The organism is Mycobacterium sp. P4_H6 (genome assembly GCF_056400845.1).
In genome coordinates this window covers 12,246-36,180 of the sequence record NZ_JBFUKN010000020.1, presented here as the reverse complement: position 1 = coordinate 36,180, position 23,935 = coordinate 12,246, and the positions used below count along the sequence as shown (strand labels likewise).

24 protein-coding genes are annotated in these 23,935 nt (G+C 66.9%); 15 read left to right on the top strand and 9 right to left on the bottom strand.

Features of this window, described 5'->3' with window-relative positions; all coding sequences use genetic code 11:
• Nucleotides 1-45: 45 nt before the first annotated feature.
• Nucleotides 46-513: an SRPBCC family protein gene (locus AC1DTF_RS10870; RefSeq protein ID WP_477474098.1), complete on the bottom strand. Its 468-nt coding sequence runs from the start codon at nt 511-513 to the stop codon at nt 46-48.
• Nucleotides 514-605: 92 nt separating this feature from the next.
• Here AC1DTF_RS10870 and AC1DTF_RS10865 point away from each other — a divergent pair, with 92 nt between their 5' ends.
• From AC1DTF_RS10865 to mnhG, 7 genes are read left to right on the top strand one after another with little or no spacing between them, the layout of a single operon-like run.
• Nucleotides 606-1,037 (top strand): DUF1707 domain-containing protein, encoded by a 432-nt coding sequence (locus AC1DTF_RS10865; protein ID WP_057170193.1) that lies wholly within the window; start codon nt 606-608, stop codon nt 1,035-1,037.
• Between the two features lie 43 nt (nt 1,038-1,080).
• A complete protein-coding gene (locus tag AC1DTF_RS10860; protein ID WP_057170194.1) occupies nt 1,081-3,948 on the top strand; it encodes a Na+/H+ antiporter subunit A in 2,868 nt (955 codons plus the stop codon).
• Nucleotides 3,945-4,409, top strand: coding sequence for a Na(+)/H(+) antiporter subunit C (locus tag AC1DTF_RS10855; protein ID WP_057170195.1), 465 nt, complete (start codon nt 3,945-3,947; stop codon nt 4,407-4,409). Before AC1DTF_RS10860 ends, AC1DTF_RS10855 begins: the two co-directional genes overlap by 4 nt.
• Nucleotides 4,409-6,001, top strand: coding sequence for a Na+/H+ antiporter subunit D (locus tag AC1DTF_RS10850; protein ID WP_057170196.1), 1,593 nt, complete (start codon nt 4,409-4,411; stop codon nt 5,999-6,001). Before AC1DTF_RS10855 ends, AC1DTF_RS10850 begins: the two co-directional genes overlap by 1 nt.
• Entirely contained in the window at nt 5,998-6,531 is a 534-nt protein-coding gene (locus tag AC1DTF_RS10845; RefSeq protein WP_057170197.1) for a Na+/H+ antiporter subunit E, read from the top strand. The genes AC1DTF_RS10850 and AC1DTF_RS10845 overlap by 4 nt, the downstream gene beginning before the upstream one ends.
• Nucleotides 6,531-6,812 carry a monovalent cation/H+ antiporter complex subunit F gene (locus AC1DTF_RS10840; protein ID WP_057170198.1) on the top strand — a complete coding sequence of 94 codons (282 nt, stop codon included), beginning with the start codon at nt 6,531-6,533 and terminating at the stop codon, nt 6,810-6,812. The genes AC1DTF_RS10845 and AC1DTF_RS10840 overlap by 1 nt, the downstream gene beginning before the upstream one ends.
• Nucleotides 6,809-7,150 carry a monovalent cation/H(+) antiporter subunit G gene (gene mnhG, locus AC1DTF_RS10835; RefSeq protein ID WP_057170199.1) on the top strand — a complete coding sequence of 114 codons (342 nt, stop codon included), beginning with the start codon at nt 6,809-6,811 and terminating at the stop codon, nt 7,148-7,150. Before AC1DTF_RS10840 ends, mnhG begins: the two co-directional genes overlap by 4 nt.
• On the opposite strand, the gene AC1DTF_RS10830 is transcribed toward mnhG, so the two are convergent.
• From AC1DTF_RS10830 to AC1DTF_RS10810, 5 genes are read right to left on the bottom strand one after another with little or no spacing between them, the layout of a single operon-like run.
• On the bottom strand, nt 7,151-7,783 hold the full coding sequence (locus tag AC1DTF_RS10830; RefSeq protein ID WP_057170200.1) for an LON peptidase substrate-binding domain-containing protein: 633 nt from the start codon (nt 7,781-7,783) through the stop codon (nt 7,151-7,153).
• Nucleotides 7,783-8,916: a glutamate--cysteine ligase gene (locus AC1DTF_RS10825; protein ID WP_057170685.1), complete on the bottom strand. Its 1,134-nt coding sequence runs from the start codon at nt 8,914-8,916 to the stop codon at nt 7,783-7,785. The genes AC1DTF_RS10830 and AC1DTF_RS10825 overlap by 1 nt, the downstream gene beginning before the upstream one ends.
• On the bottom strand, nt 8,897-9,580 hold the full coding sequence (sodC, locus tag AC1DTF_RS10820; protein WP_057170201.1) for a superoxide dismutase[Cu-Zn]: 684 nt from the start codon (nt 9,578-9,580) through the stop codon (nt 8,897-8,899). Before sodC ends, AC1DTF_RS10825 begins: the two co-directional genes overlap by 20 nt.
• Before the next feature lie 10 nt (nt 9,581-9,590).
• Nucleotides 9,591-10,058: a LytR C-terminal domain-containing protein gene (locus tag AC1DTF_RS10815; protein WP_057170202.1), complete on the bottom strand. Its 468-nt coding sequence runs from the start codon at nt 10,056-10,058 to the stop codon at nt 9,591-9,593.
• 19 nt (nt 10,059-10,077) lie between these two features.
• Nucleotides 10,078-10,386, bottom strand: coding sequence for a DUF3263 domain-containing protein (locus AC1DTF_RS10810; RefSeq protein WP_019513723.1), 309 nt, complete (start codon nt 10,384-10,386; stop codon nt 10,078-10,080).
• A gap of 127 nt (nt 10,387-10,513) precedes the next feature.
• Here AC1DTF_RS10810 and AC1DTF_RS10805 point away from each other — a divergent pair, with 127 nt between their 5' ends.
• Genes AC1DTF_RS10805 through AC1DTF_RS10770 form a run of 8 tightly spaced genes read left to right on the top strand, consistent with a single transcriptional unit; the run spans nt 10,514 to nt 20,471 of the window.
• On the top strand, nt 10,514-11,107 hold the full coding sequence (locus AC1DTF_RS10805) for a peptide deformylase (protein WP_057170203.1): 594 nt from the start codon (nt 10,514-10,516) through the stop codon (nt 11,105-11,107).
• A gap of 19 nt (nt 11,108-11,126) precedes the next feature.
• Nucleotides 11,127-12,053: an N-acetylglutamate synthase, CG3035 family gene (locus AC1DTF_RS10800; protein ID WP_057170686.1), complete on the top strand. Its 927-nt coding sequence runs from the start codon at nt 11,127-11,129 to the stop codon at nt 12,051-12,053.
• Entirely contained in the window at nt 12,046-13,458 is a 1,413-nt protein-coding gene (locus AC1DTF_RS10795; RefSeq protein WP_057170204.1) for a DUF3375 domain-containing protein, read from the top strand. Before AC1DTF_RS10800 ends, AC1DTF_RS10795 begins: the two co-directional genes overlap by 8 nt.
• Nucleotides 13,455-14,114 (top strand): DUF4194 domain-containing protein, encoded by a 660-nt coding sequence (locus AC1DTF_RS10790; protein WP_057170205.1) that lies wholly within the window; start codon nt 13,455-13,457, stop codon nt 14,112-14,114. Before AC1DTF_RS10795 ends, AC1DTF_RS10790 begins: the two co-directional genes overlap by 4 nt.
• The gene (locus AC1DTF_RS10785; protein WP_057170206.1) at nt 14,111-17,449 is read left to right on the top strand and encodes an ATP-binding protein; all 3,339 of its coding nucleotides are present in this window, start codon (nt 14,111-14,113) and stop codon (nt 17,447-17,449) included. The genes AC1DTF_RS10790 and AC1DTF_RS10785 overlap by 4 nt, the downstream gene beginning before the upstream one ends.
• Nucleotides 17,450-17,504: 55 nt before the next feature.
• Entirely contained in the window at nt 17,505-19,031 is a 1,527-nt protein-coding gene (locus AC1DTF_RS10780) for a cytochrome P450 family protein (protein WP_477474065.1), read from the top strand.
• A 10-nt stretch (nt 19,032-19,041) separates the two neighbouring features.
• Entirely contained in the window at nt 19,042-19,824 is a 783-nt protein-coding gene (locus AC1DTF_RS10775; RefSeq protein ID WP_477474064.1) for an exodeoxyribonuclease III, read from the top strand.
• The gene (locus tag AC1DTF_RS10770; protein ID WP_057170209.1) at nt 19,824-20,471 is read left to right on the top strand and encodes a hypothetical protein; all 648 of its coding nucleotides are present in this window, start codon (nt 19,824-19,826) and stop codon (nt 20,469-20,471) included. Before AC1DTF_RS10775 ends, AC1DTF_RS10770 begins: the two co-directional genes overlap by 1 nt.
• Here AC1DTF_RS10770 and AC1DTF_RS10765 read toward each other — a convergent pair.
• From AC1DTF_RS10765 to AC1DTF_RS10755, 3 genes are all read right to left on the bottom strand, one after another.
• Nucleotides 20,458-21,099, bottom strand: a complete 642-nt coding sequence (locus AC1DTF_RS10765) for a class I SAM-dependent methyltransferase (protein WP_057170687.1) — start codon at nt 21,097-21,099, stop codon at nt 20,458-20,460. The genes AC1DTF_RS10770 and AC1DTF_RS10765 overlap by 14 nt on opposite strands.
• A gap of 92 nt (nt 21,100-21,191) precedes the next feature.
• On the bottom strand, nt 21,192-21,449 hold the full coding sequence (locus AC1DTF_RS10760) for a hypothetical protein (protein ID WP_057170210.1): 258 nt from the start codon (nt 21,447-21,449) through the stop codon (nt 21,192-21,194).
• A gap of 764 nt (nt 21,450-22,213) precedes the next feature.
• A complete protein-coding gene (locus AC1DTF_RS10755; protein ID WP_057170211.1) occupies nt 22,214-23,929 on the bottom strand; it encodes an MFS transporter in 1,716 nt (571 codons plus the stop codon).
• Nucleotides 23,930-23,935: the final 6 nt, after the last annotated feature.

The window sequence follows — 23,935 nt, the reverse complement described above, 5'->3', positions numbered from 1 at the left end:
CCTGCCTCTCTGTTCGCTACAGAGTGAGGCGTATGGGACAGACGGTTATGAGTAGTGCAGTACCCGATTCAGCCGGTCGATCGAGKCCAGTAGATTGGCCGCGGTGGTGGCCCGCGCGCGCACCAGCCGCTTCTCCTCGGTCAGGTTCGTCCAGTCATAGGTGTGGGTGACCATGCAACGGCCGCTCCCCGATCCCCCGGGTGCTTCGCTCCCGCCCGCCGGACCGAGGGGCTCGATCTCCCAGCGCCACAGATGTCCGGGCGGCGGCTTGCCCTCCTCGGATGGCAGCCACGCGATGCGGCGGCCCTCCTCGAATTCGACGATGTGGTTCTCCCGCACGGTCCCGGAGTGCACCATCATCCGGAACACATCGCCCACCGCGTGCACCCGCTGCCCGGCGGCGGCCTCGGTGAGGTTGTCATTGCCGTCCCAGCGCGGTTGCTGCGCGGGGTCGGCGATCAGCTCGAAGATCACTTCGGGTTCCGCGGCGATCTCGCGGCTGGCGCTCACAATCCGGCTCACCCCAGCAGGCTACATATCTTGACGGTGACTAGTTCAGCTGGAATAGTCAAACTTGTCACTGACTAGATTTCAGGGAGGCCGCCATGTCCGATATCCGCGCCGGGGACCGCGAGCGGGAACGGACCGCCACCGATCTGGGGCAGGCCCTGGCTCAGGGCTACCTACCCATGGCGGAATACGAGGACCGGCTGGGCCGCGCCTTCGCCGCACACGGCGCCGGAGAACTCGACGAACTCGTCGCCGATCTACCGGTTGCCCGACTGCGCCAGCACGACCCCCGCCGTCGTGCCGCACAGATCCGGGCAGCGCGGCTCAGCGTGCGTATCCACGTCGCCGCCTACCTCGCCGGGGCGCTGCTCATGCTCGGGATCTGGCTCGCCGTCGGCCTCGGCGGAGGCGGCTGGTACTTCTGGCCGGTCTGGCCGATCATGGGCTGGGGCATCGGCGTGGTATCGCACGTCATTCCGATAATGGCCCACGTCAGGTCGCAAAACGGCCCAGGTAGAATGGCATAAGCCCTAGTGGCTGACACCCCGACCCCAATCCGATCGGAGTGCCATGCTCGCCGTTCTCCTCGCCCATGCGGTCGCCACCGCAGTGGCGCCCCTTCTGGTCGCCAGATGGGGCCGATTGGCGTTCTATCCCCTTGCTCTGGTTCCGCTCGGTTCACTGATCTGGGTGGGGATGAACTGGCCCAGCGGAGGCAACACCCCGACCGTTCACATCCCCTGGGTGCCCGAACTGTCCATGGACATCACGCTGCGCTTCGATTCGCTGTCGGCGATCATGAGCGTGCTGGTGCTGGCCATCGGCGCACTCGTCCTCTTCTACTGCGCCGAGTACTTCCACCACCACGAGGGCCGCATCGAGAAGCGGCTACCCAGCTTCGCCGCCGAACTCGTCGCCTTCTCCGGCGCGATGTTCGGCCTGGTGGTCAGCGACAACATGCTGTTGCTCTACATCTTCTGGGAAACCACCACGGTGCTGTCGTTCCTGCTGGTGGGCCATTACGCCGAGCGCGCCACCAGCCGCCGGGCCGCCACCCAGGCATTGCTGGTGACCACCTTCGGCGGGCTGGCCATGCTGGTCGGCATCATCGTGCTGGGCAACCTGTCGGGTACCTATCTGATCTCCGAGCTCATCGCCGCTCCCCCGACCGGCACGGCCGCCACCATCGGTATCGCGCTCATCCTGGTCGGTGCGCTGTCGAAATCGGCCATCGTTCCGCTGCACTTCTGGCTGCCCGGCGCGATGGCCGCACCCACCCCGGTCAGCGCCTATCTGCACGCCGCCGCGATGGTGAAGGCCGGCGTCTACCTGGTGGCCCGCATGACACCCGGGTTCGCCGACACCCCGCTGTGGAGACCCATGGTGGTGGGCCTGGGCCTGCTCACCATGCTGATGGCGGGCTGGCGCGCGGTCCGCGAGTACGACCTCAAACTCATCCTCGCGTTCGGCACCGTGAGCCAACTCGGGCTGATCACCATCATGGTCGGTGCAGGCGGGCCCGACATGATGCTGGCCGGACTGGCCATGCTCTGCGCGCACGCCATGTTCAAAGCCGCGCTCTTCATGGTGGTCGGCGTCATCGACCACGCCACCGGCACCCGTGACATCCGCAAGCTGGCCGGTCTCGGCAGACAGCACCGGCCCCTGCTGGTCATCGCCGTCGGCGCCACCGCGAGCATGGCCGCGCTACCCCCGTTCTTCGGGTTCGTCGCCAAGGAAGCCGATCTGGAGACCGTGCTGCACAGCCCGGCCCTGGCCGCCGCGGCACCGTTCGTGCTCGCCGGCATCGTGGTCGGCTCGGTCTTCACCACCATCTACAGCCTGCGGTTCCTGTGGGGCGCCTTCAGCGACAAGGGACACCGCGAACCCAGCCTCCGTGTCCAGGAGATGCACCGCCCGCCGGTGACCTTCCTGCTGCCACCGGCCGTCCTGGCGGCCGCCGGTCTGGCGCTCGGTCTCTGGCCGTCCGGGCTGGACTCGGTGCTCGACGACTATGCAGAGACCATCCCCGGCCCGTCGGACTACCACCTCGCCCTGTGGCACGGCTTCGGGGTTCCGCTGCTGCTGTCGGTGCTGATCCTCGGGGTCGGCACGTGCGTGTTCTTCGGCCGTAACCGGTTGCCCCGCGGCAAGTCCGGGTTCACCCCGCTGGGCAACGCCGACCGGATCTACGACGAGGTGATGCGCGGCCTGGATGTGCTGGCGGTGCGCTTGACGGCGCAGACCCAGCGCGGATCGCTGCCCGCCACCCAGTCGGTGATCCTCTGCACACTGGTGCTGCTGCCGGTCGCCGCACTGATGATGGGCGCCCGCAACCGGCCGGAACTGGCACTCTGGGATTCCCCGCTGCAGGTGGTGATCGGCCTGGTGATCCTGGCCGCCGCAGTGGGTTCGACGGTGATGCGCAACCGGCTGGCCGCCGTCCTGCTGGTCGGCGTCACCGGCTACGGCTGCGGCGCCATCTTCGCCTTCCACGGTGCGCCCGACCTCGCGCTGACCCAGTTCCTGGTCGAGACACTGCTTCTGGTGATTTTCGTGCTGGTGCTGCGCACCCTGCCCGCCGAAGCCGACCGCTCCAACATCAACCGCAGCCGGCTGCCCCGGGCCGCGCTGTCGCTGGCGGTCGGTGCGGCGGTGACCGGGCTGGCGGTCTTCGCGATGGCCGCCCGCGACACCCGCCCGATCGCCGAACTGCTGCCCGACGCCGCCTACTACCGCGGACACGGCGCCAACACCGTCAACGTTCTGCTGGTCGACATCCGCGCCTGGGACACCATGGGGGAGATCTCGGTGCTCGTGGTCGCCGCCACCGGCGTCGCCTCGATGGTGTTCCGCAACAGGCGCTTCGGTGCCGCGCCGCGCGTGTCGCAGGCCAAACCGAGCGCCGTCGGCCAGCCCGACATCGGATTGGTCGGGGCGTACAGCCCGGCTGCCGGCGATGTCACCTGGTTGCGCGGCAGCGAACTGCGCGACCCTCGGCACCGCTCGCTGGTGCTCGAGGTGGCCACCCGCATCATCTTCCCGCTCATCATGGTGCTCTCGGCCTACCTGTTCTTCGCCGGACACAACACCCCCGGCGGTGGTTTCGCCGGCGGGCTGACGGCCGGCCTGGCACTGGTGCTGCGCTATCTGGCCGGTGGCCGATACGAACTCGGGGAGACGTTGCCGCTGGACGCCGGGAAGGTGCTGGGCACCGGACTGGCGCTGTCGGCGGGAACCGCGGTCACCTCGCTGCTGCTCGGCGCGCCGGTGCTGTCCTCGGCGGTGCTGCATGTCGACATCCCGTTACTCGGTGACATCAAGCTCGTCACCGCACTGTTCTTCGACCTGGGTGTGTATCTGATCGTGGTCGGTCTTGTTCTCGACATCCTGCGCAGCCTGGGTGCCCGCGTCGATGTGGAGATGGTGCGACGATGATCACCTACCTGGTTCCCCTGGTCCTGATCGGTGGCCTCACCAGCGCCGGGGTCTACCTGCTGCTGGAGCGCACGCTGACCCGAATGCTGCTGGGACTGTTGCTGATCGGCAATGCCGTCAACCTGCTGATCCTCAATGTCGGTGGCCCGTCCGGTAATCCGCCGGTCTACGGACGGTCCAGCAACGGCGCCGAGACCGACGCCGACCCGCTGGCCCAAGGCATGATCCTGACCGCCATCGTGATCAGCATGGGCATCGCCGCCTTCGTGCTGGCTCTGGCCTACCGGTCCTATCAGCTGACCACCATCGAAGAGGTCAGCAACGACCCCGAGGACACTCGGGTGGCCGAGCGCGTCGACGAAGACACCGTGGACCGGGACATCCCGGATGTGGTGCCGTCCCGCGACACCGACGCGCCCGACGAACTCGACGCCCTGCCGGGCGCGGAGGGCTCACGCTGATGACCCTTGCCACCACTCTGACTCCCCTGCCCGTCCTCATCCCGACCATCGCGGCGGCCATCACCATGGTCGCCGGCCGCAGTCCCCGGCTGCAGCAACTGATCTCGCTGACATCGCTGACCGCGGTGGTGGCGGTGTGCTCGGTGCTGCTCTACCTGGTGGACCGCGACGGCACGGTCGCCGTGCAGGTCGGCGGCTGGGGCCAGAGCGAACCCGGGATGGGCCCGCTCGGCATCACCCTGGTGGCCGACCGGCTGTCGGTGCTGATGCTGGTGGTGTCCTCGATCGTGCTGCTGGCGGTCGTCTTCTACGCCATCGGGCAGGGCATCAGCGACGGCGATGAACGCCAACCCGTTTCGATCTTCCAGCCCACCTATCTCATCCTGTCCGCAGGCGTCTGCACCGCGTTCCTGGCCGGGGACCTGTTCAACCTGTTCGTCGGTTTCGAGGTGCTGCTCGCCGCCAGCTTCGTGCTGCTGACCATCGGCGGCAGCGCCGAACGGGTGCGCGCAGGCATCGCCTACGTGATGGTGTCGATGGTGTCCTCGCTGATCTTCCTGATCGGCATCGCCTTGGTCTATGCCACGACCGGCACGCTCAACATGGCCGAGGTGGCCCTGCGTCTGGACGATGTCCCCGATGGCACCCGCACCGCGCTGTTCGCGGTGCTGATCGTCGCATTCGGCATCAAGGCCGCAGTGTTCCCGCTGTCGACCTGGCTGCCCGACTCCTACCCCACCGCACCGGCGCCGGTCACCGCGGTGTTCGCCGGCCTGCTGACGAAGGTCGGCGTGTACGCGATCATCCGGGCGCACTCGCTGCTGTTCCCGAACGGCGGACTGGACAACGTGCTGATGGTGGCCGCGCTGCTGACGATGGTCATCGGCATCCTGGGCGCCATCGCCCAGAACGACATCAAACGGCTGTTGTCCTTCACCCTGGTCAGTCACATCGGCTACATGATCTTCGGTATCGCGCTGGGCAACCACCTCGGCATGTCCGGGGCCGTCTACTACGTGGCGCACCACATCGTCGTGCAGACCACCCTGTTCCTGGTGGTGGGTCTCATCGAACGGCAGGCCGGGGCGTCGACACTGCAACGCCTCGGCGGGCTGGCCGCCGCCAGCCCGCTGCTGGCGTTCGTGTTCGTCATCCCCGCGCTGAATCTGGGTGGCATACCGCCGTTCTCGGGCTTCATCGGCAAGGTTGCGCTGCTGGAGGCGGGCTCCGAAGTGGGCTCCACGCTGGCCTGGGTGCTGGTCGGCGGCGGTGTCGTCACCAGCCTGCTGACCCTCTACGCGGTCACCCGGGTGTGGACCAAGGCGTTCTGGCGCGTCCGCGCCGACGCCCCCGAGGGCGACCTGTCCAATACCGTGCCCGCCGCGCTGATCGACGACGACGACGACATCGCGTTCGCCGACCGTAACGATGTCGGCAAGATGCCGGTCGGGATGCTGCTGCCCACCGGGGCGCTCATCGCGGTGGGTCTGGTCCTGACGGTGTTCGCCGGACCGATCTACGCCTACAGCGAGCGGGCGGCCGAAGAGATACTCGACCGCAGCCAGTACATCTCGGCGGTGTTGCAGCCATGAGAAAAGCCGCTCTGCGAATCTGGACGCTCTGCTTTCTGACGCTGGTGTGGATCCTGTTGTGGGGCACCTTCTCTGTTGGCAACATCGTCGGCGGACTGGTGGTCGCGCTGGTGATCACGCTGCTGCTCCCGCTGCCACGGGTGCCGGTCGAGGGGAAGGTGCGTCCGCTGGCCCTGCTGCGCCTCATCCTCTACGTCGCCGTGAACCTGGTGGTGTCGTCGTATCAGGTGGCCTGGCTGGCGATCAAGCCCGGTCCGCCGCCCGCCACCGCGGTGCTGCGCGCGCACCTGGCCATCAAGTCCGATCTGGTGCTGTCACTGGCGGTCGGCGTGCTCACCCTGATTCCGGGATCGGTGGTGCTGGAGATCGACCAGAAGCGCCGGCTCATCTACGTCCACGTACTCGACGTCGGTACCGACAAGGCCGTCGAGCGCTTCTACCGTCAGGTCAAGACGGTGGAGCGCCTCATGGTGGCGGCATTCGAGCGGACCGCCGACTGGCGACCGTCTGCCGAGAAGGAGGACGCCTGATGCATGTGGTGTGGATCGCCGCGGCGGTGATGCTGTCGTCCGCCGCCGCCATCACGATGTACCGGCTGCTGGCCGGGCCGAGCACCCTGGACCGGCTGGTCGCRCTGGACGCCTTTGTGGCGGTGACGATGTGCGGTATCGGGACCTGGGCGGCATTCAGCCTGGACAGCACCGTGACCTACAGCCTGACGGCGCTGGCATTGATCAGCTTCGTGGGGTCGGTGAGCGTGGCGCGTTTCCGGGTTCCCGACCGCGATCTCGACGATCGGAGGATCCGATGACCGCCGTCGACATCATCACCTCGGTGCTCGTGCTGGGTGGTTCGGCGCTCGCACTGACCGCCGCGATCGGCGTGGTGCGCTTCCCGGACACGTTGTCGCGCATGCACGCTGCCAGCAAGCCGCAGGTGCTGGGGCTACTGCTGGTGCTGGCCGGGGCGGCGATCCGGCTGCGCGGCCATCCCGATGTCGGCATGATCATCCTGGCCGGCTTGTTCACCCTGATCACCGCACCCGTGGTGGCCAACCGCGTCGGCCAGCTCGCCTATCGGGAACAGACGGTGTCCGACGACGTGGTCAAAGATGATCTGGCCAACAACCCGTTCCCCGATCCGAAGTAGTCACTCCGAGAGCTGGAACTCCACCATGGCCGCGACCGTCTCCACGGCCTCGCGCAGCGCCTCCAGCCGGGCGCACGCACCCGGGGCGGCCAGCACGGCGTAGCGATCGGCCTGGCCGAGTGGGATGCGGGCAGCCAAGGCGTACAGCCGATCTCCGGCTTCCTGGCCCGGTTCCGGCCCGCCCAGCAGGTCTTCGCGCGGGGGCAGCGTGGCATTGCGCGACTCGGCGATCCGCTCGAACAGCGCCATCACGGTGTCCTCGACTCCTGCGATATCCGCACCGGTCACCGACGGGCCCGCCTCATCGGGCCACGGCACCGTGGTCGCCCGCGGATAGGGGGCGTCGTCGAGCCACTCGGTCACCCTGATCCGCTCACCGAGGATGCAGCGCAACCGGTAGCGTCCGTCACCCAAGTCGGCATGCTCGACGATCCGGGCCAGCGCACCGACATCACTGCGCACATCCCCGCCGCCGACTTCACGCCCGGCCGCGATCAGCACCACCCCGAACACCGGATCCCCGGCCAGGCAGTCGGAAACCATTGCGCTGTAGCGCGGTTCGAAGATCCGCAGCGGCAGTTCCTCACCGGGCAGCATCGCCACCTCCAGCGGGAACATCGGCGTCGCTGCCATCAGAGCACCAGCTCTCCGATCAGTGCATCGACGACGGTGCGCAGGTCACCGTCGTGTTCCTCGGCCACCCGGCGCTGACGCTGATACGACCCGCCGCCCCGGTAGATCCCGGACACCCGTGCCAACTCGTCCGCGCAGCCCAGCGACACCGCCACCGGTTGCAGCCGGGTCAGCAGTTCGTCGAGATCATCGGTGACCAGACGCTCGTTGCTGTCGGCGTCCAGGATGATCTCGGCGTCCAGGCCGTAACGCGCTGCGCGCCACTTGTTCTCCTGCACGTGCCAGGGCGGCATGGTCGGCAGCTGCTCACCGGCATCGAGCCTGCGATCCAGGTCCACGATCAGGCAGTGGGTCAGCGCGACCAGCGCGCCGAGTTCGGCGATATTGGACACCCCGTCGAAGATCCGCACCTCGATGGTTCCCAGATGAGGCGAAGGCCGGATATCCCAGCGGATTTCGTTCATGTGGTCGATGATGCCGGTCTTCTTCTGGTCGTGAACGAAGCCTTCGAACTGCGACCACTCCTGGAATTGGAAGGGCAGTCCGGCGGTCGGCAGCTGCTGGAACATCATGGCCCGGTTGCTGGCGTAGCCGGTGTCGTCACCGTCCCAGTAGGGCGATGACGCCGACAACGCAAGCAGGTGCGGGTACTGATTGAGCAGCGAGGTGATGATGGGCATCACCTTGTGTGCCGAGGAGATTCCGACGTGCACGTGCACACCCCAGATCAGCATCTGGCGGCCCCACCACTGGGTGCGCTTGATCAGCTCGGCGTAGCGCGGGCCCTCGGTGAGCTGCTGGGTGGACCATTCCGCGAACGGGTGGGTGCCGGCGCAGAACAGTTCCATCCCGCGTTCCCGGGCGATGCGGCGCACCGGGACCAGGGTGTCGTGCAGGTCGGTCATCGCCTCTGGGACGGTCTCGCAGATCCCGGTGACGATCTCGACGGTGTTGCGTAGCAATTCCTTGTGCACATGCGGGGTTTCGCCGATCTCGGCGATCACCGCGGCGGCCTCGTTGCTCAGGTCACGCGTGTCGGGATCGACGAGCGCGAACTCCCATTCGACACCGACTGTCGGCCGGGGGGACCCGGCGAAATCGATTCGGCTGGGACTACTCCGCGGAGATGACACCGCAGGCCACCCGGCCGCCGGCGTCACCGGTTGACAGCGTCTGCTGGTCAGGACCGGGGGTGCCATTGACCTGCTGGTACTTCTCGGCAGGAATGTTGCCGAAGTTGTCGGCCTTCTCGTGGATGACGATCGCGGTCTTGGTCCCCGAGAGCAGCTCTTCTGCGGTGAACGCGTCGGTGGTGGTCACCAGCTTCGCCGACCCGTCGCTGCGCACCTGCAGCGAGCTCAGGTCGCCGCTGGAAGGATGCCCGGAGTGGCCTTCGGCCTGGAAGTGCCCACCGGCACTGGTGAAATCACCCTCGCAGGAGCCGACCTGGTGGATGTGCAGGCCGTGGAAACCGGGGGTCAGCTCACCCGCGGTGGTGGTCTCGACGGTCACGGTCGCGAAGCCGTCGGTGAACTCGATCGTGGCGGTCGCCACCTCGGTGCCGTCCGCGGTCGCCAGGTTCGCCGTCAGGGTCTCGCCACTGGTGGCGCCTGCACCGGAACCGTGCCCGCCGCCGTGGCCGGCTTCGCCGGACGGTGTGGGCGAGGGCGATCCGGTCCACACCGGCGGAGTGGTGCCCGGCTCAGTCGCGACCGGCTCGTTGGGTGCGCACGCGGCGGCGATCGGGACGATGACGGCGGCAGCGGCGAGAAGGCGAATCGTGGCTGAGATCGGCATGTCCGAGAGCCTAGCCGGTGACCGCCACGATGACGCCCGGTGGTTGCTCCACCAGTTCGGGGCGTCTCGGCTCGACCGGAGCCTCCAGCAGCCTGCCGACATCTTCGGCGGCCTCGCGTTCGCCCGGTGCCTCACCGAAGTACACCGTCGTCACCGGCACGCCTTCCAGAACCAGGTTGCCGGTCTCGGTGACGTTCCACTCGGCATCGCGCAGCCGGGTGGCGGTTCCCTCGGCCGCGCCGGGGACCTCGGAGATGTTGAACACCCGGACGTCGGCCTTGGCCTGCTCCGGCTCCGGGGAGGGTTCGGCACTGGAAGTGGCGCTGCTGGTGGTGGTGCTCACCACGGCGGAGTCGCCGTCGTCATCGTCGTCGGGGCCCAGGTACTGGAGCGCAACCAGCAGGAACACCACGCCGAGAAAGAGCAGCACCATGACCATGGCGCGCAGTGGCAGCCCGGAAGAGTCTCGCTGGTTCATCGGGGGCAAGCCTAACGGCTCAGGTGATGTCGAAGCCGAGCCGCCGGGCCGCCTTCGCCTTCTGCCGGCTCGCCCGCACCCGCCGCAGCCGCTTGACCAGCATCGGGTCGGCGGCCAAGGCCTCGGGACGGTCCACCAACGCGTTCAGCACCTGGTAGTACCGGGTCGCCGACATCGAGAAGAGCTCTTTGATGGCGTCTTCCTTGGACCCTGCGTATTTCCACCACTGGCGTTCGAAGGCCAGTATGTCGTGTTCGCGGCGGGTCAACCCGTCCGCGGGTTCGGAGTCGTCTCCGGATTGGCCGGTCCGCGCGATGGCGCCATCCATATCGCTCTTTGGACCCTTCCGATAACTCGCAAATGACATTCGTGTGGTTCGGCGATCATTCAATCACGGCCCCGGTAGTTGAGGCGTGATCGTTACCCGCGCGTCGGCTGACTTAAGCTAACCAACCGTGGCTGTCGTACCAATCCGCATTGTGGGAGATCCCGTCCTGCACACCCCGACCACTCCGGTGCCTGTCGCCGCCGACGGAACGCTACCGGCCGAACTGGCCGAGCTGATCGCCGACATGTACGACACCATGGACGCAGCAAACGGTGTCGGCCTGGCCGCGAACCAGATCGGGCGCACCGAGCGGGTGTTCGTCTATGACTGCGCCGACGACCGCGGCAAAACCGCGCGGCGCCGCGGGGCGATCATCAACCCGGTGCTGGAGACCTCCGAGGTTCCCGAGACCATGCCCGACCCCGACGACGATGACGAGGGCTGCCTGTCGGTGCCCGGCGAGTCGTTCCCGACGGGCCGCGCGGACTGGGCCCGGGTCACCGGCCTGGACGCCGACGGCACCGAGATCACGCTGGAGGGCAACGGCCTGTTTGCCCGGATGCTGCAGCACGAGACCGGCCACCTGGACGGGTTCACCTATCTGGACCGCCTGATCGGCAGGCACGCGCGCGCCGCCAAGCGGATGGTGAAATCGCACCAGTGGGGGGTTCCGGGGCTGAGTTGGCTGCCCGGCGAGGATCCTGACCCGTTCGGCCACTAGCTTGATCAACGACGCCGCCATGCCGTCCGTCGGCAGCCGGGTGTCCCTGCGCTACCGGATTCCCAGCGCCCTGAATGACGCCGCCCTGACCGACGTGGTCGGGCACCTGGAGGCACTCGGGCCCGTCGTGGTGGTGCGCACCAAGTCCGGCGACGCCGTCGAGATCGACCCGGCCGACGTGGTGTCGGTGCGCGAGCTGTCCCACGCGGCGGTGCGTAACTCCGAGATCCGTGCCCTCGAACATGCCGCCGCGCTGGCCTGGCCGGGTACCGAACAGCACTGGTGCGACGGCTGGCTGCTGCGCGCCGCTGGCGGTCACACCAGCCGCGCCAACTCCGCTGTCCCGCTGCTGTTCTCGTCGAACACCGAGGCGCTGCCCGCCATCATCGACTGGTACGCGCAGCGCCACCTGGAGCCCTGGCTGGCGCTGCCCGAGCGGCTGCTGCCCATCAAGGCCGCGGGCATCAAACCCACCCGGATGCTGACCTGTTCCCTGACGACGTCACCGTCCGCCCGCCCCGATGTGACGCTGGCCGACCGGCCCAGCGAGGCCTGGCTGGCGACCTACCGGCGCGAGGTGCCCACCGAGGTCCTGACCGCCGTGCTCGACGGCCGCGTGACGTTCGCCTCGCTCGGTACCGGGGCGAGCGCAGCGACGGGAGAAGTCACCGCCGTCGGCCGGGGCGCGGTGACCACGGCACCGGACGGCACGCGCTGGCTCGGCGTGTCGTGCGTGCGTGTCGCGGAATCCGCGCGCCGCACCGGACTGGCCCGCGCAATCTGCTCGGCCCTGCAGATCTGGGGCACCGAACAGGGCGCGACCCGCGCCTACGTCGAGGTCCTCGACGAGAATCGGCCGGCGCTCACGCTCTACGAGTCCGCCGGATTTCGGTTGCATCACCGTCACCGCTACGTGCGCGCAGATAGCCTCGTGCCCCATGCGTGAGTTACTCGATGCCAACCGCGAGGTGCAGGGCTCGCGCGCGGTGCGGCTGTTGGCCACCTCGAACCTCGCGGTCTACGCCACGCTGATGGAGCGTCACCTGTTCGAGGGACTGGTCGGCGAGACCGAGCTGGTGGTCCGGCTGGAACGCGACCTGGAGGCACTCCACGAGACCGGCGAACAGTCCGGCCTGGCGCTGATCAAGACCTGGGCCAGCCAGGGCTGGCTGCACCGCGTGGCCTCCCAACATCAGGGAAGCGAACGCAATGTCTGCTACCTGACCCAGGACGCGCGCCGGGCCCTGGACTTCGTGCGCGGGATGCGCCGCAACGACACCATCGCCACCGGCGGATCCATCAACGGCATCGCGTCGCGGCTCAAGCAGGTCGCCATCCGCGTCGGTGACGACCCGGACCGGATCCGGGAGGGCATCGAGGCCGAGATCGCGGCGCTGCACGCCGAACTCGACGAACTCGACGCCGGGTTGCGGCCCGAGCCCGATGTCACCGGCATGTACGACGAGGCCCGCGCCATCGCGATGCAGATGGAACGGCTGATCACCGATATCGGCCTGTACGGCACCATGATCGAGCAGGCCACCTCGGCGCTGGACGACCCGATCGACACCAACCTCGAGTACCGCGACCGGCAGCGCCAGATGTACGACGACTACCAGGCGGCCTGGGATTCGGCGGGCCGCGATTCGCATCGGGCGTTCCTGCGGATGATCAACGACCCCGATCAGCGGGCCGAGTTCGAGGCCGATATCGCCACGGTGGCCGCCACCCTGCCCGAACTGGACCCGGCGCTGCGCAAGGTGATGGCCGGCTTCTTCGAACTGGTCGGCCACCAGATCGACGAGGTGGAGCGCATCCAGCAGCGCTGCGCCCAGCGGGTCAAGCGGTTCACCGCGTTCGGCACCCTGGAGCAGACCCGCGGGGTGGCCCGTCAGCTCAACGAGGCCATCGGTACCGCGCGGGCCCTGCTCAAGGAGTCGTTCACCGACTCCCGCCTGCCCATCGAGGTGCCGCTGGCCCGGCATGCGATCAGTTCGGTCGGGGCGCTGAGCTTCCGGATCAACGACCTGTCCGCGCCCAAGCCCGCCGAGGTGGCGGACGGCGTGGTCGACCTGACCACGTTCTCCTCGCTGACCACCCAGGTCGATGCGCCCGCTCTGTCGAAGATGCTGAATTCGTCTCTGCCGGTGTCTCTTCCGGACGCCCTGGAGATGCTCGATTCCCCGTATCTGGGTCATGTGATCGTGCTCTGGTCGTGGGCGCTCAAGCAACCGTCCACCACGGACGCAGTACCGGTCACTGTCCGATTCCACTCGCTGGACGGCCACGACCGCGAGATGGAGGTTCCGCACCTGATGTTCACCGAACCGGTTTCCGAGGTTGCGTCGTGACCGACTCCGACATCGACTTCGCCTCGCTACCCGATGTGGACCGCAACGGGGGTCGCACACCGACGCAACGCCGTCCACGCTTCGACGGCGACGTCAGCGCCATGCCCGACCGGGCCTGCTGGGCGCTGCAGCACCTGCTGACCCGGCGCTACGTCAGCAGCGAATCCGATCCCGACATCTACAGCTGGATCCTGGAGTACCGCACCGAGCTGTCGGTCCGGTTGTCCGAGTTGGACCTTCAGCTCCGGATCGCCGAACAGGTCGACATCGCCTACATCGAGCAGGCGCGCTATGAGCCGACCAAGGGCGCCAAGCTGTTGCGGCGCGAACCGCTGGGCACCTACGACTCCATCCTGGCGCTGCACCTGGCCCAGATGATGCGCGCCGGTGGCGATTCCAGCTTCCTCATCACCCGCGATGAGGTGCACGGGCTGTTCGCCGGGGTGCTCAATGACACCGACCGCGACACCGTCACCTTCACCGCGCGTGTCGACGCCGCCATCGCCCGACTGGCCGGGCTGGACATCCTGCGCAAGACCCGCGACGACGAGGACAGTTATACCGTCAGCCCGGTGATCACCGCGATCATGACGGCCTCGGTCATCACCGAACTGCAGCAGCAGTTCGAGCAGCTGCTGAAGGGCGGTTCGGAATGAGTGAGCAGTTCCACCTGTCCCGGCTGCAGGTCATCAACTGGGGTGTCTTCGACGGCTACCATTCGGTGCCCATCAGCGCCGGCGGCTCACTGATCGCCGGCGGGTCCGGCAGTGGAAAATCCTCACTGCTGGATGCCATCTCGCTCGGATTCCTGCCGTTCAACCGGCGCAACTTCAACGCCTCGGGCGACAACACCGCCGCCGGTTCCAGCGCCGGGCGACGCACCGTCGACAAATACGTGCGCGGCGCCTGGGGCCAGCGCAGTGACAACGGGGTCAGCCAGGTCATCTATCTGCGCGGCGAGGGCACCACCTGGTCGGCGGTCGCCGTGACCTACACCAGCAACACCGGCCGCTCCATCACCGGGTTGGTGCTGAAATGGCTCACCGGCGAGTCGCGTTCGGACTCGTCGAGCAGGTTCGTCCTCGGTGACGGCGACCTGGACATCGAAGAGGTCTGCAACCGTTGGGCGGCCGGCCGTTTCGACAGCGCGGTCTTCAAGGACAGCTGGCGGTTCTCCACCAAGGTGGAATCCCAGTATCTGGCCCAGCTGTACGCCTCCATCGGGATCCGCGCCTCCGAGGCCGCCCAGCAGCTGCTCGGAAAGGCCAAGTCGCTCAAGAGCGTCGGCGGCCTTGAGCAGTTCGTCCGCGATTTCATGCTCGATGAACCCGACAGCCTGGCCCGGCTGCCCGAGGCCCTCAAGCAGATCGACCCGCTGGTGGAGGCCCGCGAGCTGCTGGCCGTGGCCCAGCGTAAACGCAAGATCCTCGGCGATATCGAGACCATCCAGGTCCGCTACGCCTCGGAGTCCTCGGACCTCGGCATCATCGATCTCGTCGATACCCAGATGGTGCGGGCCTACACCGATCATGTGCGTCTGCAGCAGTGCCCGGCCCAGGTCGAGAACCTGGACGGCACCATCGATCAGCTGGAGAACGAATACGCCGACCTGACCAGGCAGCTCAATCTGGCCAAGGCCGAAGGTGATTCGCTCAACGCCCAGATCAGCGGCGCGAGCACCAATGTCGGCCCGCTGCAATCGCAGGTGGCCGCCGCCGAGGCCCAGGCCGAGGAGATCACCCGGCGCTACGCGGCCTACGAGGAGATGGTCTCCGCGCAGGGCGTGCCGGTGCCCGAGAGCGCGGACGAGTTCTGGAATCTGCGTGAGGATCTCAGCAAGCAGGCCGCCGGCCTTGCGGTGAAGCTGGAACGCGGCCGGGAAGCCTCCACCGATGCCGAGTACGCCCAGAAGGCGGCGCGGATGACGCGCGACCACGCGGCAAAGGAACTCAAACGCGTCGAACACGTGGGGTCCGCGCTGCCCGAGTTCGCGGTCACCATGCGCGAACACATCTGCGCCGCAGTGGGTGTCGATCCGTCGGCGCTGCCCTATGTCGCCGAGCTGATGGACCTGCGCCCCGAGGAGAACCGGTGGCGTGCCGCGGTCGAGAAGGTGCTGCGTTCGGTCGGGCTGCGGCTACTGGTCCCCGATGAGCACTACGCCAAGGTGCTGCGCTTCGTCAACGAGACCAATATGCGTGGCCGGCTCGCGCTGCACCATGTACGGATCAATGCCCCCGATCGTGAGCCCGAGCCGAACACGTTGGCGGGCAAGCTGTTCGTCGTCAACCCGGACCATCCCTGCGCGGCAGAGGCACTCGATATCCTGAGCGCCGCCGGCGACCACATCTGCGTGGACACCCCGGATCTGTTCGCTCGGTTCCGCCGGGCGGTCACCGATGCCGGGCTGTACAAGGACTCCGACCGGCTGGCGATCAAGGACGACCGCCGCGCACTCAAACCGTCGGAGTACATCTACCAGGGCGACATCACCGCCAAGCTGGACGCGCTGACCGCCGAATTGGCAGAAGCCGAGCAGGCTTTCGAGCAGGCGCGCCAGGCCGCCGACGATATCGCCGCCGGTCGCCAGCAGTGGCGGGACCGCGCCGCGGCCTGCAAGGCGATCTGCGAGCAGTTCCCGCAGTGGAGCCAGATCGACACCGAGACCGCCGACGGGCACGCCGACCGGCTGCGCGAGCAGTACGACCTGCTGATGGCCGACAACCCCGATGTGGAGGCGCTCAGCGCCCGCGCCGACGAGTGCTGGATCGACATCCAGACCTTGATGACGCGCCGTGGCGCCATCCAGACCCGGCGTGACGACCTCGACGGACGCCGTACCCGGCTGATGGATCTGCAGGACCGGCTGGCCCCGGCGGCGATCTCGGATGCCGCCACCGAGCTGCTGCGCCGCTACTCCGCCGAGGTCCCCGTCGCGCTGGAGCTGCTGAACCCGGAACCGCACCGCGAGGCGCTGCTGGCCGCGATCCGCCGCGAGCGTGATCAGCTCACCGAAAGCCGCAGACGTTCCCATGAGGAACTGGCCCGCATCATCACCACCTTCGACACGTCATTTCCCGATGCCATTCCCAATGACTCCGAGGATTTCGACGAGCGGGTCCACGATTACGTCGCCGTCTGCCGCCACATCGATGAACGCGAGCTGCCGGACGCCTACGACCGGATGATGCGGCTGATCACCGAGCAGGCCCCCGATGCGATCCTGACCCTGCACCGGGTGGCCGAGCAGGAGACCCGACGCATCAGCGACCAGATCGACAGGGTCAACACCGGATTGGGCTCGGTGGAGTTCAACCGCGGCACCCGACTGACGCTGCGCGCCACTCCGCGCAGCCTGGTCGCCGTCGCAGAGCTCACCGATATCGTCAAGTCCATCTCGCGCCGTATCGCCGAGGTCGGCCTCGGCGACAAGAAGGCGATCCTGGATCAGTACGCCGATATCCTGCGCCTGCGTAATCGGTTGGCCGGCAACACTCCCGAGGATCGCGCCTGGACCCGCGACGCTCTCGACGTGCGCAACCGCTTCACCTTCGACTGCGCGGAGTGGGATGTGCGCAGCGAGGAACTGATCCGGACGCACAGCAACGCCGGCGACAACTCCGGCGGTGAGCAGGAGAAGCTGATGGCGTTCTGCCTCGCGGGCGCGCTGAGCTTCAACCTGGCCAATCCCGAAAGTGGAGACAACAAACCGGTTTTCGCGCAGCTCATGCTGGACGAGGCGTTCTCCAAATCCGATCCGCAGTTCGCCCAGCAGGCCCTGCAGGCATTCCGCAAGTTCGGGTTCCAGCTCGTCATCGTCGCAACCGTGCAGAACGCCACCACCATCCAGCCCTATATCGACGGGGTGGTCATGGTGTCCAAGACCGAGGCGACCGGCCGCAATGCCCGTCCCGTCGCGTCGGTCGCCACCAAGACGATCAGCGATTTCACCGCGCTGCGCAAGGAACTGAAAGTGCCCGAACCCGTCTAAAAAGTGACGTCAGTGCTAATTTTGTCGGAGGACATCCGGCGAAAGGTTATCCACCATGCGCAGACGTACCTTCCTGGCGGGCGGTGCGGGCGCAGTCGCCACGCTCTCGGTCGCTTGTTCATCAGCCGACACGGCGACCGCGCCATACAGCGACCTGCCCGGCCAGATCGCCGACCTGCGCAACCAGTTCATGGAGCGTTACGACCAGGAGTACGTCGACAACGCCATCGTCCCGCACTTCATGAACCGGGTGCTGGAGGGTCAACGCCCGGTGCTGCCGATGATCGACGTGGCCCTCACCAAGGAGAACGCCCTCCCGTTCGATCTGTGGGGCCTACTGTCCAAGACCTGGAAACCCGACCCCGAGCAGGGCGTCACGGTGTTCCTGCAAGGGCTGGAAAAGCGCGGTCCCGACAACCTGCGTAAGCGGATCTACATGTCGGCGGTCACTCCGGACCTGTACGCCGGGATGTACCGCGACAAGATTGTCCGCTACTGGGATGACCTGTTCAGCCCCGCCAACGCCGACAAGCCACTGATGTCGATCTACCTGGACACCTTCTGGGATCTCTACTGGGACCTGCACCTGGGTGTGCGGGGAGCCGATATCCCGCAGCAGGTCCGCGAGATCGGGGCGAGCTTCAATACCGTTCTGGCATATCGTGATCCGACAGAGCAGATCGTCTACGACAACTACATGACGGTACGGCGCCACCTCGACTTCCTGAAATCGTGGATCGACGACCGGCTCGCCGATATCAGCTCCGGCAAGACACCCGAACCGCAGAAGACGTTCGGCTGGTACTGGATCAAGAACGGTGAGGGCAGTGAGCACTTCAATCACAAGGATGTGGTGTTCGAGTGCTTCCACAACTTCGTCGCGTTCAGCCAGTGGGGCAACTCCCTGTACAACGTGATGACCAGACTGAGTACCGATCAGCAGGTCAAGGACTCCTACACCGCGACGATGTCGGGCCCGTTCGACCGTCCCGACGGCACCGCGTTCCCGCCGCTGGAACGCTTCGTGATGGAACTCTTCCGCACCATATCGCCCAACGGCGGCAGCATTTCCGCGCTGGCCGAGACCAGTGAGCCGGTCATCGAGCGGCACAGTTTCATCATCAATCCGCACACCTCGACCAGCCACGATCCGGTGCAGTGGACCAACCCCGACGATTTCGACCCGGCGCGCTACCGGGATGCGCCGACCAGCGCCCAGATCGACGAAGCCCGTATCCGGCAGATGGGGTTGGCGAACTGCCCCTTCGATCCGGCGAAGACCTTCGAGGTCAAGGACGGACGCAAGGCCGCTCTGCACAACAGCGCGTTCGGCACGGTGTTCGGGGTGGCCGAAGACCGCCCGGCGCCGGTGTGCGACTACGCAGGTTTCGCCCCGTTCGGGTTCGGCTACCGGCGCTGCCCCGGTGAGCAACTCACCGTGATGGCATTCGAAGATCTCATCCGCAAGGCCTGGACGGACAAGCTGACGTTCGTCGAGACGGGTGGCGCGGACCCCAAGCAGGTGCCGATCGGACCGACCACGGTGATCGGCGATGACATGGGGTTCCGGCGCCTGTCCTAAGGTTGGGGGCATGCGCCTGGCCACCTGGAACGTCAACTCCATTCGCACCCGGGTGGACCGGGTGACCGACTGGTTGTCCCGTGCCGATGTCGACGTGCTGACCATGCAGGAGACCAAGTGCACCGATGCCCAGTTCCCGGCGCTGCYGTTCGCGGCGCTGGGCTACGAGATCGCGCATGTGGGGCTCAACCAGTGGAACGGGGTGGCCATCGCCTCCCGGGTCGGGCTGGACAACGTCGAGATCGGCTTTGACGGCCAGCCTCAATGGCAGGCGCTGGCCGAGGCCCGGGCCATCGGCGCGACCTGCGGCGGGGTACGGGTCTGGAGCCTGTACGTTCCCAACGGCCGCACCCTGGCCGACCCGCACTACCCGTACAAGCTGGAATGGCTTGCCGCCCTGCGCGACAGCGCGTCGAAGTGGATCGCCGACGACCCGTCTCTGCCGGTCGCGCTGACCGGTGACTGGAACATCGCCCCCACCGACGAGGACGTCTGGGATCCCACGGCCTTCGAAGGGTCCACCCACGTCTCGGCGCCGGAGCGGGCAGCCTTCCAGGCCATGGTCGACGCCGGATTCACCGACGTGGTAAGGCCTTTCACGCCGGGGCCCGGCGTCTACACCTACTGGGACTACACCCAGTTGCGGTTCCCGAAGAAACAGGGCATGCGCATCGACTTCATCCTCGGATCCGCTGCGCTGGGCGAGCGGGTGACACACGCCGAGATCGTCCGCGAGGAACGAAAAGGCAAGTCGCCCAGCGATCATGCCCCCGTCCTGATCGAGGTGTCCTGATGGATCTGCTGCCTAAGGTCGAACTGTCGGACAATGATGTCGCCGACGCGCTCGGGCGGGCCGCAGCGCTGTCCGGGCTGATCCTGGACGTGCTCGCGGAGTTCGATCCGCTCGGCGTCCGACAGCATCTCGAGTTCCTCGAGGTGCCCGGCACCGAGGCGTGGGACGCCAAGAGCCGCTCCGAACGGGTCAGCTGGTGGATCTGGCGGGTCGGCCTGTTGGACACCGTCGCGGTGGCCTGGCCCGGTGCCCTCGGGGCGCTGGCCAGCCGGCTGCCTATCCAGGATCTGCTGGGCTTCGCCGGCCAGACGCTCATCCTGTGCGCGGTGGCACGCGAGTACGAGCTGACCGACCGCAAGGACCAGGTGCGGATGCTGGCCTCGGTGCTGTGCGGGCGCGAGATCCCCGACCCGCCGCTGCCGGACATCGACGAGCCGTGGCCGGACAACATGGTGCAGAAGCTGTGGCACCTCGCCGGCATTCTCAATTCCGTCGGCGACGAACTCGGCAAGCGGCCGCACCCGCGGCAGATCTTCCGCTATATCGGCATGCTCCCGGTGGTCGGGGCGGTCGCGGCCTACCTCGGCGAGTACGGCGCCCTGCACCGCGCCGCCAAGGCCGGCGAGAAGTGGATCAAGAAGGCTTGACGCCGACGGTGATCAGGTCGGAGATCGGCGTCCACACCGGCCGCTGCACCCGATGCTGTTCCTCGACCCGGAAGCCGGCCGCTTCGAACAGCTCCCGCATCGCATCCGGGGTCGGTGCGTGGGCGGGAGCGCCGAGGCCGGCCGAAAGGGCGTGCAACGGCGGGAACGCCTGACGCGGGCTCATGGTGGTGACGGCGACGATGCCGCCCGGCGTCAGCACCCGGTGGAATTCCTTGAGTGCGGCCGGCTGATCGAAGAAGTGGAAGGCCGAGGTGGTCACCACCGCGTCCAGGAAGCCGTCCTCGAAGGGCAGCTGCTCGGCCGGTGCGGACATCCAGCGCACCCGGTCCGAGCGCTGACGGGCCTGGGCGAGCATGCCGTCGGACATGTCGAGGCCGTAGACCTCGTCGGGGCGCAGGTCGCGCTGGATGCGCGCGGCCAGGATGCCGGTGCCGCACGCCACGTCGGCGATCTGCCGGGAACCGTGGCTGCGGAGCTGCTCGATGACTTCGTCCTGGGCAGGCTTGTACACAAAGCGCTGCAGACACCCCGTGTCGTAGGCCGGGGCGGCGAAACTCCAGAACCGGGTGATCGCGTCGTTGAAGGCCCTGCGCTGAATGGTCGTCACGGAGCCGAGTGTAGGCGCGGACACCACAGCGCTGCGGATGYCGATGAACCCCGCACCTCGGACGGGGCGCGGGGCTCATTGGTCAGTGGGTGTCAGGGAGCTGAAGGGTTTCCGTGTGACTTCGGCCCGGACGTGTTCGCCCCACGAGGACCCTTGACGCCCTGGAAGCCGGGACCGCGGTCTGGACCATCGATGAAGCGGATGCTGCCGAAGAAGGGCAGTTTGATGATCTCCTGGCCATAGAGGTCGAACGGGCTGGGGAATGCATCATCGGCCTGAGCCGGTGCAGCTACCCCAATGGTGGCCGCGGCAAACGCCGCTCCCAGTGCCCCCACAATGATCTTGTTCATTTTGCTATCCCCCCAGGATTGCGTCGAGTTGTCGCCTTGACTGTACAAGTTGCCGAGCCATTAGTCACCTACGTTTTCGCAGGTACATGCCGCTTCGTCGCAGGATCCAGAATCGATCAAGATCGCGTACTTGCATACGCAAGAACAGTGATCTTGAATACCCCCAAAATTAGCCAGGTCGAGATTTGCCTCCGGAAACATCAGTTCGCCTGTCGATAAGCCCTGAACAGCGGTTTTCGCGAGCCGAACAGCTGGACTCTCCGCATTGCACAGTCGACGAGAAATGGTCGCGATAGCAAAGTGTTGGCAAGATCTGCCAGCGACCGCACCGGGGCGTCGACCCCGTCCGATCCAGCCGTCCCCGTCGATGAGGTGCGCTAGACGGATTGCTGGAACGGCTCACTTTCCAGGCGTCCACAGTTGGCAGCGCGAGTTCCACTAACCGCCGGGGGCGATCTCCGGCTGGGTCTCGTCGCACCCATCCGCACCGCAGAACTCGTGGATCGTGTACGTCGATTCGCCGTCAGTACAGATCTTTCCACCGCCGCCCTTCTGTGGCTCACAGACAAGCGGTTCCGCCGATGCAAGTGGCACACCGGGCACTCCRACGAGGAGCACAACACCCAAGGCGGCCAATGCAACTGGTGCCCGTCGTGCTGATCGATGCTTCATGACCCTCCCTTCACGAGGAACTGAGGGAAGGGTAGCCAGTCGGCGCGCCTCGAACCCGAGTAGTCACCTACTCGGATTACGCACTATTCGGGTTACGAACCGTCACCGTTCTGGCTGTCCGCTCCGTAGCGACCCGCGCTGAACATGGACGCCACCGCGCCGATGAGCATCATCACCGCGGCGGCCAGGAACACCACCGTCAACCCGGAATGGAACGGCTCGGTGATCAGCTCGGGGAAGAACGTCTTGCCGGTCAGCACCTCGGCATTGACCCCCGGCGCGTCCAGCGCACCCGAGGGCGCGAGCAGTTCGCCGATCGGGTTGTAGCCCAGGAACGCCGCGAACAGACTGCCCACCGGCGGCGTGTTGGCCACCTCGTGCGCGACGGAGGCCGAAACACCTTGCGCCTGAAGACCGCTGCTCAACGCCGATGGCAGTGAGTTGGCCAGCCCGACGATCATCAGTGAGAAGAAGATGCCGATCGACAGCGACGACCCCGCATTGAAGAAGGTGGCCCGCACGCCCGAGGCGGCACCGCGCTGGGCGGCGGGCACGCTGGACATGATGGCCGCCGTATTGGGCGCGGTGAAGATACCGCCGCCCAGTCCGTTCAGGAAAACCAGCAGCGCGAAAACCCAGTAGTCGAAGTTCACCGGAATCATCAGCAGCGCAACGAAGGACGCCGCCATCAGCAGCATCCCGCCGACCGTCAGCGGACGCGCGCCGAACCGGTCTGCCAGCGTGCCCGCCACCGGCGCGGCCACCAGGAACCCGACGGTCACGGGCAGCAGATAGATGCCCGCCCACAGCGGGGTCGATTCGAAGCTGTACCCGTGCAACGGAAGCCAGATCCCCTGCAGCCAGATGATCAGCATGAATTGCAGACCACCGCGCCCCACCGAGGACATCAGTCCGGCCAGGTTGCCCATTCCGAATGCGGCAGAACGAAACAGCCGGATGTCCACCATCGGCTGATCGACCCGCAATTCGATGAAGCAGAAAGCCACCAGGATCCCCACCCCGGCGATGATCGATCCGAGCACCCACGGGTTGGTCCACCCGGTGGTGGCGTCGCCGTAGGGCTGGATGCCATAGGTGATACCTACGAGCAGCACCGTCAGCCCGATGCCGAAGGTCAGCGTGCCCGCCCAGTCCAGCCGTCCCGGGGTACGCACCCCGAGTTCGCGCAGCGACCGCACGCTCCAGATGGTGCCCAGCACACCGATCGGCACCCCGACCCAGAAGATGGCCTGCCAGTGCCACTCGGAGAGCACGCCGCCGATCAGCAGGCCCAGGAACGACCCGGCCACCGCGGCCACCATGTTCACCCCGAGCGCCATCCCGCGCTGATTGGCGGGGAACGCGTCGGTGAGGATCGCCGACGACGAGGCCATCAGCATGGCGCCACCGATGCCCTGGATGACGCGCCAGGCGATCAGCCAGACCGCGCCGCCGCCGAGGTGGAACGGGTCGAAGGACAGCGCGACGGCCGCCACGGTGAAGACCACGAAACCCAGGTTGTAGATCCGCACCCGGCCGAACATGTCCCCGAGCCGGCCGAACGGGACGACCAGGACGGCCGTCACCACCAGGTAGCCCATGATCATCCAGAGCAGATAGCTGACATTGCCCGGCGCCAACGGGTTCAACCCGATACCCCGGAAGATCGCGGGCAGCGAGATGAGCACGATGGAGGCGTTGATGGCGGCCAGCAGGATGCCCAACGTGGTGTTGGACAGCACTATCCACTTGTAGAAGGGATGGTCGTGATCCAGCCGGGCGCGGTTGCGTTCAAGCTCAGTTGTCATCAGATC

What these genes read in the sequence shown, in the direction of transcription:
- AC1DTF_RS10865 (WP_057170193.1), top strand. Translation starts at nt 606, where the DNA reads ATGTCCGATATCCGCGCCGGGGACCGCGAGCGGGAACGGACCGCCACC.
- AC1DTF_RS10860 (WP_057170194.1), top strand. Translation starts at nt 1,081, where the DNA reads ATGCTCGCCGTTCTCCTCGCCCATGCGGTCGCCACCGCAGTGGCGCCC.
- AC1DTF_RS10855 (WP_057170195.1), top strand. Translation starts at nt 3,945, where the DNA reads ATGATCACCTACCTGGTTCCCCTGGTCCTGATCGGTGGCCTCACCAGC.
- AC1DTF_RS10850 (WP_057170196.1), top strand. Translation starts at nt 4,409, where the DNA reads ATGACCCTTGCCACCACTCTGACTCCCCTGCCCGTCCTCATCCCGACC.
- AC1DTF_RS10845 (WP_057170197.1), top strand. Translation starts at nt 5,998, where the DNA reads ATGAGAAAAGCCGCTCTGCGAATCTGGACGCTCTGCTTTCTGACGCTG.
- mnhG (WP_057170199.1), top strand. Translation starts at nt 6,809, where the DNA reads ATGACCGCCGTCGACATCATCACCTCGGTGCTCGTGCTGGGTGGTTCG.
- AC1DTF_RS10830 (WP_057170200.1), bottom strand. Translation starts at nt 7,783, where the DNA reads ATGGCAGCGACGCCGATGTTCCCGCTGGAGGTGGCGATGCTGCCCGGT.
- sodC (WP_057170201.1), bottom strand. Translation starts at nt 9,580, where the DNA reads ATGCCGATCTCAGCCACGATTCGCCTTCTCGCCGCTGCCGCCGTCATC.
- AC1DTF_RS10815 (WP_057170202.1), bottom strand. Translation starts at nt 10,058, where the DNA reads ATGAACCAGCGAGACTCTTCCGGGCTGCCACTGCGCGCCATGGTCATG.
- AC1DTF_RS10810 (WP_019513723.1), bottom strand. Translation starts at nt 10,386, where the DNA reads ATGGATGGCGCCATCGCGCGGACCGGCCAATCCGGAGACGACTCCGAA.
- AC1DTF_RS10800 (WP_057170686.1), top strand. Translation starts at nt 11,127, where the DNA reads ATGCCGTCCGTCGGCAGCCGGGTGTCCCTGCGCTACCGGATTCCCAGC.
- AC1DTF_RS10795 (WP_057170204.1), top strand. Translation starts at nt 12,046, where the DNA reads ATGCGTGAGTTACTCGATGCCAACCGCGAGGTGCAGGGCTCGCGCGCG.
- AC1DTF_RS10785 (WP_057170206.1), top strand. Translation starts at nt 14,111, where the DNA reads ATGAGTGAGCAGTTCCACCTGTCCCGGCTGCAGGTCATCAACTGGGGT.
- AC1DTF_RS10780 (WP_477474065.1), top strand. Translation starts at nt 17,505, where the DNA reads ATGCGCAGACGTACCTTCCTGGCGGGCGGTGCGGGCGCAGTCGCCACG.
- AC1DTF_RS10770 (WP_057170209.1), top strand. Translation starts at nt 19,824, where the DNA reads ATGGATCTGCTGCCTAAGGTCGAACTGTCGGACAATGATGTCGCCGAC.
- AC1DTF_RS10760 (WP_057170210.1), bottom strand. Translation starts at nt 21,449, where the DNA reads ATGAACAAGATCATTGTGGGGGCACTGGGAGCGGCGTTTGCCGCGGCC.
- AC1DTF_RS10755 (WP_057170211.1), bottom strand. Translation starts at nt 23,929, where the DNA reads ATGACAACTGAGCTTGAACGCAACCGCGCCCGGCTGGATCACGACCAT.